12 protein-coding genes are annotated in these 13721 nt (G+C 61.0%); 8 read left to right on the top strand and 4 right to left on the bottom strand.

From position 1 onward, the window contains the following. Positions 1-34 precede the first annotated feature (34 nt). The 4 genes from ggt to PSH66_RS03585 all read left to right on the top strand — a co-directional run bounded on the left by ggt (position 35) and on the right by PSH66_RS03585 (position 3399). A complete protein-coding gene (ggt, locus tag PSH66_RS03600; RefSeq protein WP_305428371.1) occupies positions 35-1864 on the top strand; it encodes a gamma-glutamyltransferase in 1830 nt (609 codons plus the stop codon). 23 nt (positions 1865-1887) lie between these two features. Next, a complete protein-coding gene (locus tag PSH66_RS03595) occupies positions 1888-2613 on the top strand; it encodes a polyphenol oxidase family protein (RefSeq protein WP_305428370.1) in 726 nt (241 codons plus the stop codon). Between the two features lie 242 nt (positions 2614-2855). Next, positions 2856-3098 carry a hypothetical protein gene (locus PSH66_RS03590; protein WP_232291286.1) on the top strand — a complete coding sequence of 81 codons (243 nt, stop codon included), beginning with the start codon at positions 2856-2858 and terminating at the stop codon, positions 3096-3098. Continuing rightward, positions 3085-3399 (top strand): DNA-binding transcriptional regulator, encoded by a 315-nt coding sequence (locus tag PSH66_RS03585; protein ID WP_042944135.1) that lies wholly within the window; start codon positions 3085-3087, stop codon positions 3397-3399. Before PSH66_RS03590 ends, PSH66_RS03585 begins: the two co-directional genes overlap by 14 nt. A 27-nt stretch (positions 3400-3426) precedes the next feature. Here PSH66_RS03585 and ddlA read toward each other — a convergent pair whose 3' ends face one another. Both ddlA and PSH66_RS03575 read right to left on the bottom strand, forming a co-directional pair. Beyond that, a complete protein-coding gene (gene ddlA / locus PSH66_RS03580) occupies positions 3427-4521 on the bottom strand; it encodes a D-alanine--D-alanine ligase (RefSeq protein WP_305428369.1) in 1095 nt (364 codons plus the stop codon). Positions 4522-4565: 44 nt separating this feature from the next. Next, positions 4566-5204, bottom strand: coding sequence for a LysE family transporter (locus PSH66_RS03575; protein ID WP_305428368.1), 639 nt, complete (start codon positions 5202-5204; stop codon positions 4566-4568). A gap of 140 nt (positions 5205-5344) precedes the next feature. Here PSH66_RS03575 and PSH66_RS03570 point away from each other — a divergent pair, with 140 nt between their 5' ends. After that, complete coding sequence (locus PSH66_RS03570; RefSeq protein ID WP_003171560.1) at positions 5345-6154, top strand: AraC family transcriptional regulator; 810 nt, start codon at positions 5345-5347, stop codon at positions 6152-6154. 87 nt (positions 6155-6241) lie between these two features. On the opposite strand, the gene PSH66_RS03565 is transcribed toward PSH66_RS03570, so the two are convergent. Next, on the bottom strand, positions 6242-6574 hold the full coding sequence (locus PSH66_RS03565; protein WP_003171559.1) for a DUF2790 domain-containing protein: 333 nt from the start codon (positions 6572-6574) through the stop codon (positions 6242-6244). 225 nt (positions 6575-6799) lie between these two features. On the opposite strand from PSH66_RS03565, the gene PSH66_RS03560 reads away from it, so the two are divergent. The 3 genes from PSH66_RS03560 (at position 6800) to PSH66_RS03550 (ending at position 10653) form a co-directional block, all read left to right on the top strand. Next, the gene (locus PSH66_RS03560) at positions 6800-8119 is read left to right on the top strand and encodes an OprD family porin (protein WP_003171558.1); all 1320 of its coding nucleotides are present in this window, start codon (positions 6800-6802) and stop codon (positions 8117-8119) included. A gap of 345 nt (positions 8120-8464) precedes the next feature. Continuing rightward, complete coding sequence (locus PSH66_RS03555; RefSeq protein ID WP_003171555.1) at positions 8465-9139, top strand: heavy metal response regulator transcription factor; 675 nt, start codon at positions 8465-8467, stop codon at positions 9137-9139. After that, positions 9136-10653, top strand: coding sequence for a heavy metal sensor histidine kinase (locus PSH66_RS03550; RefSeq protein WP_141064304.1), 1518 nt, complete (start codon positions 9136-9138; stop codon positions 10651-10653). The genes PSH66_RS03555 and PSH66_RS03550 overlap by 4 nt, the downstream gene beginning before the upstream one ends. On the opposite strand, the gene PSH66_RS03545 is transcribed toward PSH66_RS03550, so the two are convergent. Then, positions 10571-13714 carry a CusA/CzcA family heavy metal efflux RND transporter gene (locus tag PSH66_RS03545; RefSeq protein ID WP_305428367.1) on the bottom strand — a complete coding sequence of 1048 codons (3144 nt, stop codon included), beginning with the start codon at positions 13712-13714 and terminating at the stop codon, positions 10571-10573. The genes PSH66_RS03550 and PSH66_RS03545 overlap by 83 nt on opposite strands. Positions 13715-13721: the final 7 nt, after the last annotated feature.

Below are 13721 nucleotides of genomic sequence, written 5' to 3'. Positions count from 1 at the left end.
AGCAGCTCCCCAAGGACAACAGATCATTTTAGAAATGAACGGAGTTCAGCGCGTGTTTTCGATTTCCCGCCGTCACTTGTCCATCGCTGCCACAGCCCTGGCCCTTGCCGCCTGCCACACCCTGGTCAACGAACAGCCACCGGCACCGGAGCTGGGCTCAGGCTATCGCACCGATCTGACCACCCAGCACGCCACACGCCATATGGCCGCCGCCGCCAACCCGCTGGCCGCCGAAGCCGGGCGTGAGATGTTGCGCCAAGGCGGGTCGGCGATCGATGCAGCCATTGCGATGCAAGCGGTGTTGACGCTGGTGGAGCCGCAGTCCTCCGGCATCGGCGGCGGCGCGTTCATCATGCTGTGGGATGGGAACCAAGTGCACGCTTATGACGGCCGCGAAACGGCCCCGGCCGGGGCGACTGAGCGGTTGTTCCTGAACGCCGACGGCACGCCGATGGCCTTCAGCGATGCGCAGATTGGCGGGCGCTCGGTGGGCACGCCCGGCGTGTTGCGCGCGCTGGAAATGGCGCACAAGAAGACCGGCCATCTGCAATGGGCCACGCTGTTCGAGCCGGCGATTCGCTTGTCCGAGCAGGGCTTCGCGATCTCCCCGCGCTTGCACAGCTTGATCGCCGCCGACCGTTTTATCGCGCAGTCGCCAGAGATGGCCGCCTACTTTCTGAATGCCGATGGCACGCCCAAGGCCACCGGTACGCTGTTGAAAAACCCGGCGCTGGCCGCCGTGTTCAAGCGCATCGCCAAGGAAGGGCCGGACGCGCTGTACCACGGTGCGATTGCCGATGAGATCGCCCGCAAAGTGCAGGGCCACCGCAATACGGGCAGCCTGTCACAGGCGGACCTCAAGGGCTACGTCGCCAAGGAACGCGCGCCGCTGTGCACCGATTACAAACAATGGAAAGTCTGCGGCATGCCGCCGCCGTCGTCGGGAGGGATTGCCGTGGCGCAGATCCTGGGGACGTTGCAGGCGCTGGAAACCCGCGACCCACGCTTGGCCATCGCGCCGATGAAACCGCTGAAGAACGCCTCCCCTGCCGGGCTGGAACCCACCCCCGGCGCGGTGCATCTGATGGCCGAAGCCGGCCGCCTGGCCTTCGCCGACCGTGCGCTGTATGTGGCCGATTCGGACTTCACGCCAGTGCCGGTCGCCGGTCTGGTCGCGCCGGATTACCTGGCCCAGCGAGCCACCTTGATTGGCGAGCGCAGCATGGGCATTGCCAAACCCGGCCAGCCGGCCGGAATCCAAGTGGCGTACGCGCCGGACCGTTCGCCACTGCGCATCTCCACCTCGCAAGTGGTGGCGGTGGATGACCAGGGTGGCGCCGTGTCGATGACCACCACGGTGGAAGCCGCGTTTGGCGCCCATGTAATGGTCCAGGGCTTCTTGCTGAACAACCAGATGACCGACTTTTCGTTCATCCCTGAAGAAAACGGCCAACCAGTGGCCAACCGTGTCCAACCCGGCAAACGCCCGCGCTCGGCCATGGCGCCGACCCTGGTGTTCGACCGTCGGAGCGGTGAATTACTGGCGGCGGTCGGCTCGCCCGGCGGTTCGCAGATCATCGAGTACGTGAGCAAATCCCTGGTGGCGATGCTCGACTGGCACCTCGACCCACAAGCCGCTATCAGCCTGCCCAACTTCGGCAGCCGCAATGGGGCTACGGAGCTGGAGGCCGGTTTGTTCAGCCCAGGGTTGAAACAGGCGCTCAAGGATAAAGGCCACGCAATGAGCGAAATTGAGATGACCAGCGGTATCCAGGCGATTGTTCGTACGCGGGATGCGCAGGGGAAAGTATCGTTGAGCGGTGGTGCCGACCCACGACGTGAAGGCGAAGCGGTCGGCGACTGAGGTTATCGAGCGGAGGTATTCCCTTGCACCAGGCAAAAAATCTCGGCGCCATTGCAGGCGTCGATCACGGTTTCTGTTCGATCAACGATCCGCTGCGTCCGGATGACCTGTTCATTTGCAAGCAGGTGCACAGTGCCGCAGTGATTGAGTGGCAGGCAGGGCTGGTGGCCAATACGGTCGAAGCCGATGGGGTGCTTACGCACACCCATCAGCCGGTCGCAGTGATCACCGCAGATTGCCTGCCCGTTCTGCTCGCATCGCAAGACGGTCAGCATGTGGCGGCGATTCATGGCGGCTGGAAGGGACTGCAACGCGGGATCGTGGCGAATGCGCTGCAACGTTTTGCCGATGTAGGGGTTGCGGCCGACCAGCTGCAGGTTGCAATCGGGCCGTCGATCAAGCCCTGCTGCTATGAAGTGAGCGAAGGGTTTATTACCGAGTTCCAGATGGATCAAGGGCACGTGTGGCGTGACGGCGAAGCGCCATGGAGCGTTGCGCAACCCCAGCCGTTATTGTCACCGCAGATCACCCCACCGCATGCGCGGCAAGCACGAAGTGCCTGGTTTGACTTGAGCGGATATGGGCTCATGCTGCTGCAAGCGGCCGGGGTTCGACGGGAACAGATCGAGGTGAGTGAGGTGTGTACCTACTGCACTTCAACGATGTTTGCCAGCTACCGCCGAAGAACGCATCACCCGGAGGAGGCGAAGACGTTGTTGTATTCGTGGATTGGTCGTACTGCCCCGTGACATGACTCCTATAACCTTCGCTCTCAGGTCCGACGCAGAGCCCAAAATACAAAGTGCCATGTCATTTTTTGCGATAAAAAGCACCTTGAGCAGCAACTTTTCACCTGCGATTTTCTGGCTCGCACTTTCTTGCCAGAGGCTACGTCAAAGACGTAGAATTTCGCGTGTTAACGATCATAGAGTCTCCGCTATTCAGCAAGCTGTGGCCCGATTACTGGACCGAGGAAGAACGGGGCATTTTCATGGCGTTTCTAGCCAGCCATCCTGATGCGGGGACGGTTGTACCTGGCTCCGGCGGCTGCCGAAAAGTACGTTGGAACCTCGAGGGGCGAGGAAAAAGTGGGTCGGTGCGAATTGTCTATACCGCGCAGCTGATTTGCGGATCACTGGTAGCACTGCTGATTTATGGCAAAGGCGCCACCGAGAATATTCCAGCGCATGTCCTGTATAAAATCGCGAAGGAAATGAACCATGCCACTCACTGAGAAACAACTGAGAGAACGCGACGCCAAGCGCAATATTGGCGAGGAATTGCTCGCTGCCATCGTGGACGTAAAGGCGGGCCGTCATGGCGGCGTCCATCACGTAGAAACCACTCAAGCTGCCGAAGCAAGAAGTAAAACAGGCTTATCACAACCCAAATTCGCCGAGTTGCTGGGGGTTTCTGTAAGAACGCTTCAAGAATGGGAGCAAGGCCGGCGCTCACCCTCGGGCGCAGCACGTTCACTGCTGCACATTGCCACCATCCGACCAGATGTTTTTCGTGAGGTCCTCAGTAACGCCTGATGGCGTTACTGGCCTCTTCTTTAAGAATCAGCGACTGATCTTCAACCCCTTGCGCCCCGTATGCCGCTCAAGCGCCAGCTCGATCAAGCGGCTCACCAGCTCGCTGTAGCTCATTCCCGCCGCCTGCCACAGCTTGGGGTACATGCTGATACGGGTAAAACCGGGCAGTGAGTTGATTTCATTGATCAGTACTTCGCCGTCATCGGTGAGGAATACATCGACCCGCGCCAAACCTGCACAGCCCAGTACTTCAAACGCCTCAAGTGCCAGGCGACGAATTCGCTCGCTGGCCTCATGGCTGATATCCGCCGGCACCACCACCTGAGCCGCCTGGTCGTCGATGTATTTGCTGTCGTAGGAATAAAAGCCGTTGCTCACCACGATCTCACCGCAACCGCTGGCGATAGGGTTATCGTTGCCCAGCACCGCGCATTCGATTTCACGGCCCTGAACGGCGGACTCCACCAGCACTTTTTCATCGAAACCCAGGGCCAGCTCAACCGCGGCGTGGTACTCGGCCTCACTGGCGACTCTGCTCACGCCGACCGACGAGCCCTGGCTGGCCGGCTTGACGAACATCGGCAGGCCGAGCCTGTTCACGGCGGCCTCAAAAGAGGTGTGCGCGGCGTTGCGGCGGGTCAGGGTGATAAACGGAGTAACGGCAATGCCGGCGTCGCGCAGCAGGCGTTTGCTGATGTCTTTGTCCATGCACACGGCCGAGCCGAGTACGTCGGAGCCGACAAAAGGCAAGTCCGCCATGCGCAGCAGGCCTTGCAGGCAACCGTCTTCGCCGAGGGTGCCGTGGACGATGGGGAAGATCACGTCGATGTGTTCCAGCACGCCCTGGCCCGTGGTTTCCACCACTTGCTGGTTGGCTTTGCCGGGCACCACCGCCAGTTCGCGGTTGGATTGGTTGAGGGCAATGAGCGCCGGGTTTTCGCTGTTGAGCAGGAAGTTCGAGGTGTCGTTGAGGTGCCAGTGGCCGGCCTTGTCGATACCGATCAACACCGGCTCGAAGCGCGAACGGTCCAGCGCATCGACGATATTGCGCGCCGACTGCAACGAGACTTCATGTTCCGCCGAACGGCCCCCGAAAATAATCCCTACCCGCACCTTACTCATGACCCAGCCTCACTATTGAACGTAAGGCTTCTTACCACGGGCCGTCAGCGATTCGCTACCAGATGTGCGCCGAACAGCATGTAGCAACCGCCGGCAAAGCGATCGAGCCACTTGCGCGAACGGCTGTACACGTTGGCCATGCGCTGGCTGGAAAAAACCAGGGCCACACTGGAATACCAGCTGAACGACAAAGTGGCCATGATGATCACCGCCAGGGTGAGCAACATCGGCGAGGGCGACGGCGGCATGGTGGAGGCGAAGATGGTGGCAACGAACAACGCAGCCTTGGGATTCGACAGGTTGCCCAGTAAACCCAGGCGCCAGGCAGAGAACAACGACCGCGTGGGTTCATCCGGCAACAGGCGCTGCCCCATGGCCGGGGCCGAGCGTTTGAACAGCTTCAGCCCCAGGTAGATCAGGTAGCAACCGCCGATGATCTTGAACGCCAGGTACAACATCGGCGCGGCGGTAAACAGCGACTTGATCCCCAGGCCGCCCGCCAGCCCCCACATGATCGTGCCCGTAGCCACTCCGGCCGACGCCACCACGCCATGGCGACGCGAACAGCTCACGGCCAGTTGCGCGGTATTGAAGAAGTTGGGGCCGGGTGTGACCACCGCCACCGTCCATAGAAGGGCCAGCGAGACCAGCGGTGCCACATAAGCAGGGTTGAGAAATTCCACGGCAGTCAGCTCCATCAGCGCAGCGCACGAGCCAGAATCATAGGCCTCGCCCAGCGCCTGCACAATCGTACAAGACCCCGGCAGACAAGGCCCTGCAGACTGGGTTAACGTGTTTCCACCTCTTTTTGTGACAAGTCACCATGGGCAACCCGACCCACACGCTCGACTGGCTGCACCGCGCCCCGCACGCCAGCGGCCTGGACCGTATCGAGGCGTACTTTGCCGGTTTCGCCTTCGACCCGCATCGCCATGACACCTACGCCATCGGGCGTACGCTGTTCGGCGTGCAGAGTTTTCACTATCGCGGCGGCACGACCCACAGCCTGCCGGGCACGACCATGGTGATTCATCCCGACGAAATCCACGATGGCCGTGCGGGCAGCGAGGAAGGCTTCAAGTACCGGATGATTTATGTGGAGCCGGCGCTGATCCAGCAGATCCTCGGCGGCAAGCCGTTGCCGTTTGTCCCTGGCGGTTTATCCACCGACCCAAGGCTGTTCCGCGCCAGCGAAGTACTGCTGCAGAGCCTGGATTGCCCGATCGATTCGTTGCAGGAGCAGGACGCCCTGTTCGACCTGGCCCAGGCGCTCAGCGCTGCCTCGGGAGCGATCGTGAGCCGCAAGAGCTTCGATTACCTGGCGGCCGAGCGTGCCCGGGAATTTATCCACAGCGCCCTGGGCCGCAGCATCACCCTGGATGAAATGGCCGACCACGCCGGCCGCGACCGCTGGGCCTTGTCGCGGGATTTTCGTGTGCTGTTCGGTACCAGCCCCTACCGCTACCTGACCATGCGCCGGCTCGACCTGGTGCGCAGCCTGCTGGCCCAGGGTCATTCATTGGTGGATGCGGCAATGACCGCCGGCTTTAGCGACCAGAGCCATATGACCCGACAGTTTCGCAGCACGTACGGCATGCCGCCGTCACGCTGGGTGAAGATGCTCGGGCGCTGATAGTCCCAACGTAGATGTTCAGACACCTATGCCATCGCAGGCAAATCTGCACCCACATGTCTGAGAGTACAGAGCGACTGCCCGACATTAACTGCCATGGTTGCGGCATAAGCCCATCACTTGATATTGCAGGGTAATGAGCTTGCCGCTGGAGTCTTCGTAAGTCATGCGCGAAGGCACCGCGTTGCATGCGCGAATCGGCGGCGTCACGTTGACCACCTTGGCAATGTCCAACTCCATGCCATAGCGGTACGTCTGTACCACGGGCGCCGGCTTGCCTTGTTTCTCGGCGTACGCGGCCATGGCTTTTTCGTTGCGTTCCATCATCAGCGCGAAGGTACGATCCCCTCCGCCTTCGGCCATCGCGGCGAATGACAGGATGGCGGTTAATATGCCCAAGGCAACTTTATAAATAATCATGGTGAGTTCCTGATTGAAAAGTTCAATACGGAGACTAACCCGCCCATCCTTTCACTATATTCACCACAAGATTACTTATTTGTCAGGTGGGCGAAAGTTTCCAACATTGTAATGTTCGCGCCATGTCGTTGTTATTCGCCGTTTGCAACTATCAGTCCGGGCCAGATCAATAAGAACGCCCACCTCCATAGACGCTGATAACTGCCAACACTGAGGAGCGACCCCATGAGCATCCGTAGCCTGACCTTCCCTCTTTCATTGTGTGCGGCACTGCCGCTGTCCGCTGTGGCGGTGGAGCAGCGGCCTGAAGGTTTTGTCGAAGGCAGTCGCATGAATGTGCTGATGCGCAATTTTTATTTCAATCGCGATGACCGCAAGGGTCAGTCCAGCCCCACCGGCAATGGCTATTCAGAGGCCTGGGCGCAGGGCCTGATCGGCACCTTCGAATCCGGCTTTACCCAAGGCCGTGTGGGGTTTGGCCTGGATGCCTTTGCCATGGTCGGGTTGAAGCTGGATTCGGGCAGCGGCCGCAGCGGCGGCAAAGGCTCGTTCAGCGTGATGCCGGTGGACAGCGACAACCATCCCGAAAGCCGCTACAGCAAAGTCGGCGGCGCCGTAAAAATGCGCGTGCTGGACACGGTGATCAAGGCCGGTGACGTGTTCCCGACCACACCGGTGGTAGCCTACGGCGACTCGCGGGTATTGCCGGAGAGTTTTCGCGGGGTGACCGCGCAGAACACCAGCCTGGCCGGGCTGACCCTGCAGGGTGGGCGCCTGAGTGGCATGAGCCAGCCCAGCCAAAGCGGCATGAACAAAGGGTTCGTGACGTTTTATGCCGGCCCGGTGGATGCGCCCTGGTTCGGTTATGCCGGCGGCGATTACCAGCTCAACCAGCACCTGAGCGTCAGCCTGTACGGCAGCCGTCTGAAGGACGCCTGGAACCAGTACTATTTCGGCAGCGCCGCCACTTACCCGCTGAATGACGAGGTTTCGTTGTTCGGCGATTTCAACTACTACAACGTGTCGGACGACGGCAGGAAACTGCGTGGAGCGCTGAACAACAACATCTGGAGCGCAAGGCTCGGGGTGAAGCTTGGCGCCCACAGCCTGGCCGTGTCGCACCAGCGCAACAACGGCGATAACGACTTCGATTACCTGCGCCAGTCAGATTCGATCCTGCTCAATAACTCAATCCAGTACAGCGACTTCAACGCCCCCAAGGAACGCTCGTGGATGCTGCGCTACGATCTGGACATGCAAGCCTTCGGCATTCCCGGCCTGTCGTTCATGACCCGCTACGGCAAAGGCACCGGGGCCGACTACAGCAATGCGAATGCGGTGTATATGCGCCGCGATGCGGCCGGTAACCCGCTGGCCGATCAGCGTCGCTGGGAGCGAGATATCGAAGCCAAGTACGTGGTGCAAAGTGGCAACTTGAAAGATCTTTCGCTCAGGTTGCGCCAAGCCACCGTGCGTTCAAGTGCATTTGAGTCAGACCTGGAAGAAGTTCGCGTCATTATCGAATACCCATTGGCTGTGCTCTAAGTCGTGCGCTTACATTCATTTGCCAATGCGCTACATCTCTTCACAGGTTGAAGTCTTTCAGAACTGTAATATCCGCTTCACCTTCTTGTTAAGTTGCACTTTCTAGACTGCTCAATCTACACACTTCATCTCTGCGGCTTTTGTGTAGCTCCTTTGGAACAGAGATGAGCTTTATGCGCCCCGTTATCGGGGCGTTTTTTTGGGCGCTGGCCTGGCGACGAATCGTCGCACCTTTCCTACATGGCTTGACCCTAAAGCTACTTTAGGCTTCAGGGTTTTCCGACAGCATCGCCGGACGCATCTATGAGGCCATGCCCCTTTCGTTTGATTTGAAGGTAAATCCCCATGCGTATCCTTGTGGTTGAGGACGAGCAAAAAACTGCCGACTATGTGCAACAAGGCCTGTCCGAAAGCGGTTACGTCGTCGACTGTGCCCCCAGTGGCGTCGACGGTCTGCACCTGGCCAGGCAACACCGTTATGAACTGGTGATACTCGACGTGAACCTGCCCAACACCGACGGCTGGGAGGTGCTGGAGCAGTTGCGCCGAGACGGTGATCAGCGCGTGATGATGCTGACCGCACGCGGCCGTCTGGCCGACAAGATCAAGGGCCTGGACATGGGCGCCGATGATTACCTGGTCAAGCCCTTCGAATTCCCCGAGTTGCTCGCTCGCGTGCGCACCCTGCTGCGCCGCAGCGAACATATCCCGTTGCCGGAGGTGCTGCGCGTCGCGGACCTGGAACTGGACCCGCGCCGCCATCGCGCCTATCGCGGCAACCGGCGCATCGACCTGACCACCAAGGAATTCGCCCTGCTGCATGTGTTGATGCGCCAGACCGGTGAAGTGATGACGCGCACCCAGATCATTTCCCTGGTGTGGGACATGAACTTCGACTGCGACACCAACGTGGTGGAGGTCTCTATCAGCCGCCTGCGGGCCAAGGTCGATGACCAGAGCGAGGTCAAGTTGATCCACACCATTCGCGGCGTGGGGTATGTGTTGGAAGCGCGTCAATGAAGACCAGCAGCCTGTCGATGCGCCTGGGCTTGACGGTCAGCCTGATGGGCGCCGGGCTGGTGCTGCTGCTGGCCACCCTGGCGTACCTGGCCCTGACCCACGAGCTGGAGAATCTGGCGCGCAAGGGCCTGGAGAACAAACTGCAACAGTTGGAGCACAGCCTGCGCCAGGACCTCACGCCCCTCGACATCGCCGCCCGCCCCCATTCGCTGCTGGACCTGGTGATGGGCCACGACAATATTTACCTGACCATCACCGGCATCCAGCCCGACGCACCGGTGCTGCTCAGCGTCGGTGCCAAACCGCAGCAGCCGTTGTTGCGCGACGCCCCCGCCAGCACAACCCTGACTTACCTGAACTGGACGGACAGCAGCGGCAATCGCATCCTCAGCGCCACGCACCTGATGCCCTTGCGCGGCGGCGAGCCGGTGCGAGTGTTGCTGTCGCTGGACCGCTCCGACGATGACGCATTGCTGAGCGCCTACCTGCGCTCCACGATCATCGCCGTGCCGTTGCTGCTGATCCTGATCGGCATCGGCGCCTGGTGGCTGGTACAACGTGGCTTGGCGCCGTTGAAACAGTTCAGCCAGGTGGCGGCGCAAGTGACCACCCAAGACCTGACCCATCGCTTGTCCGTGGATAACCTGCCCAAGGAACTGGCCGAGCTGGCCCAGGGCTTCAACGTGATGCTCAAGCGCCTGGATGCGGGGGTGCAACAGCTGTCGCAGTTCTCCGATGACCTGGCCCACGAACTGCGTGCGCCACTGACCAACCTGATGGGCAAGGCCCAGGTGACCCTGTCTCGCGAACGTCCCTTGGAGCAATACAAGGCCGGGCTGGAATCCTGTACGGAGGAAATGGAGCGCTTGTCGCGCATCGTTTCCGACATGCTGTTTCTGGCCCAGGTCAGCCATCCGGCGGCGCGGGCCGGGTTCACTGCGGTGTCGCTGGGTGAAGAAGCACAGCGGGTAATGGCGCTGTTTGCCCTGAGTGCCGAGGACAAGCAGGTGACCCTCAATCTGCGCGGCGACGCCCGGGTGAAGGGTGATCGCCTGATGATCCAGCGTGCCATTTCCAACCTGCTGTCCAACGCGATTCGCCATACGCCCAGTGGCGCCAGTGTGTTGTTGCTGGTGGAAACCTACGACCAGAACGTCACGCTGTCGGTGGGCAACCCCGGCCGGGGCATTGAAGCGCAGCACCTGCCGCACCTGTTCGAACGGTTTTACCGCGCCGACAGCAGCCGCACCCGCGCCGAAGGCGGCACCGGGCTGGGGCTGGCCATCGTCCAGTCGATCATGCATTTGCATCAGGGGCACGCCGACGTCAACAGCCAGCCCGGACGTTTCACACGGTTCAACCTGGTGTTTCCCCGGAACCTGCAAACAGCGCCGGATCAGGGTGGGAGGAACGGCGCGGCGTTTTCAGAGGTCAGGCCGCCTCCTCTTCACGACGATGCGCCCATTGATACAACGCCGGCAGCACCAGCAGGGTCAACAGCGTCGAGGAAATAATCCCGCCAATCACCACCGTCGCCAGCGGCCGCTGCACCTCGGCACCGGTGCCGGTGGCCAGGGCCATGGGAATAAAACCCAGGGACGCCACCAACGCAGTCATCAACACCGGGCGTAATCGGGTCAGCGCGCCTTCGTTGATCGCCATCGCCAGCGAGCGCCCTTCCTCGCGCAGGTTGCGGATGAATGCAATCATCACCAGGCCGTTGAGCACCGCCACGCCGGACAACGCAATAAAGCCCACCCCCGCCGAGATCGACAGCGGGATATCCCGCAGCCACAGGGCCATGATCCCACCGGTCAACGCGAACGGAATCCCGGTGAACACCAGCAGGCCGTCCTTGAGATTATTGAACATCATGAACAGCAACCCGAACACCAGCAGCAGCGCCACCGGCACCACGATGCGCAAACGTTCGCAGGCCTCCTTGAGCTGTTCGAACTGGCCGCCCCAGGTGGTCCAGTAGCCGGCCGGCACATTCACTTGGGCATTGATCGCCGCTTCGGCTTGCGCCACAAACGAGCCGATATCACGTCCGCGCACGTTGGCGCTGACGATCACCAGGCGCTTGCCGTTCTCACGGCTGATCTGGTTGGGGCCGAGCATCAGGTCCAGGCTGGCGACCTCGGACAAGGCAATAAAGCCCAACCGCCCGGACGTACTCCCGGCCAGCGCCGGCACCGGAATCAACAGCCGCGACAGCCCGTCGATATCGGTGCGCAGCGCGTCGGACAAACGCACGACCATATCGAAACGCCGGTCGCCTTCGTACAACGTACCGGCCCGCCGACCACCGACGGCCACGGCAATGGTGTCCTGCACATCGCCGACATTCAGGCCAAAGCGAGCCGCCTTGTCGCGGTCGATATTGATCGTCAGCACCGGCAGGCCGGAGGTCTGTTCCACCTTCACTTCCGAGGCGCCATTGAGCGTTTGCAGCGTCTCGGCAATTTCCCCGGCGGTGCTGTTGAGCACCGCCATATCATCACCAAACACCTTCACCGCTACATCGCTGCGCACCCCGGAAATCAGCTCGTTGAAGCGCAACTGGATCGGTTGCGAGAGCTCATACGCGCTGCCCGGCATGATCGCACTGGCGCGCTGGATATCGGCGATCAGCGCTTCGCGGGATTTGTTCGGATCAGGCCATTGGTCCTTGGGTTTGAGCATCACGTAGCTGTCGGAAATATTCGGCGGCATCGGATCGGAGGCGATCTCCGCGGTGCCCGTGCGTGCAAACACACGCTCGATTTCCGGCACTTGAGCCAGCAATATTTTTTCAAGCTGCTGCTGCATCTGCACCGATTGCGTAAGGCTGGTGCCAGGCACGCGCAGGGCTTGCTGGGCAAAGTCGCCTTCGCTGAGGCTGGGGATGAATTCACTGCCCATGCGGCTGGCCACCACGCCCGACGCGACGATGGTCAACATGGCCAGGCCGAAGACCAGCGGCCGGCGGGTCATCACCCAATCCAGCACCGGGGCGTACACGCGCCGCGCGCCACGCATCACCGCGTTTTCTTCCTCCTTGACCTTGCCGGTGACAAACAACGCAATGGCCGCGGGCACGAAGGTCACTGAGAGAATCATCGCCCCCAACAAGGCGATCACCACCGTGAACGCCATGGGGTGGAACATTTTTCCGGCCACCCCGGTGAGCGCAAAGATCGGCACGTAAACGACCATGATGATCAGTTGCCCGAAGATCAGCGCACGCCGCGCTTCCTTGGCGGCGGCGAACACTTCATGCAGGCGTTCGCTGCGGCTGAGCAGGCGGCCATGGCGTCGTTGCGCGTGGGCCAGGCGGCGGATCGCGTTCTCGACGATCACCACCGCACCGTCGACGATAATGCCGAAATCCAGTGCGCCGAGGCTCATCAGGTTGGCGCTGACCTTGTTGGTGAACATGCCGGTAAAGGTGAACAGCATCGCCAGGGGGATCACCATCGCCGTGATCAACGCCGCACGGATATTGCCCAGGAACAGAAACAGAATCGCCACCACCAGCAGCGCACCTTCGAAGAGGTTCTTCTTCACGGTGGCGATGGCTTTTTCCACCAGGTGGGTGCGGTCGTAAACGGTGACGGCCACCACACCTTCCGGCAGCGAACGGTTGATGGCTTCGAGTTTTTCCGCCACTGCCTGGGACACCGTGCGGCTGTTTTCGCCGATCAACATGAACACCGTGCCGAGTACCACCTCACGGCCGTTTTCGGTGGCGGCGCCGCTGCGCAGTTCACGACCGATCTCGACCTGCGCCACATTGCGCACACGGATCGGCGTGCCATCGGCAGAGGTGATGACAATATTGGCAATGTCGTCGATGGACGCCACCTGCCCCGGTGCGCGAATCAGTAGTTGCTCGCCGCTGCGCTCGATAAAGCCGGCGCCGACGTTGGCATTGTTGCGCTCCAGAGCCGTGACCAGATCGGTCAACGTCAGGTTGTAGGCCGCCAGGCGCTTGGGGTCGGGGGCGATCTGGTATTCCTTGGCGAAGCCGCCAATCGTATTGATCTCGGCCACGCCCGGCACGTTGCGCAGTTGCGGCTTGATGATCCAGTCCTGGATCACCCGCAGATCCGTCGCCGTATAGGCCGTGCCGTCCTCCTTGCGCGCGCCGTCCGTGGCTTCCACGGTCCACAGGAAAATTTCCCCGAGGCCGGTGGAGATCGGTCCCATGGCCGTTTCGATGCCGGTGGGCAATTGTTCTCGGGCCACTTGCAGGCGTTCGTTGACCAGTTGGCGGGCGAAGAACAGGTCGGTGCCGTCTTTGAATATCACCGTGACCTGGGAAAGACCCGAGCGTGACAGCGAACGCGTCTGTTGCAGGCCCGGCAAACCGGCCATCGCGGTCTCGATGGGAAAGGTGATGCGCTGCTCGGTTTCCAGCGGCGAAAAACCGGGCGCCGCCGAATTGATCTGTACCTGCACATTGGTGATGTCAGGCACCGCGTCGATGGGCAATTTCTGATAGCTGGCGATGCCGACACCGGCCATCAACAGCACCGCCAGCAGCACGACGATGCGTTGCTCGATGGCGAATTGGATAAGGCGCTCAAACATGAGAACT

Origin of the sequence: Pseudomonas sp. FP597, assembly GCF_030687435.1 — a bacterium.
Lineage (GTDB): Bacteria > Pseudomonadota > Gammaproteobacteria > Pseudomonadales > Pseudomonadaceae > Aquipseudomonas > Aquipseudomonas lactucae.
The sequence above is the reverse complement of the archived record's forward strand: the minus strand, read 5'-3'. Positions and strand labels throughout refer to the sequence as shown.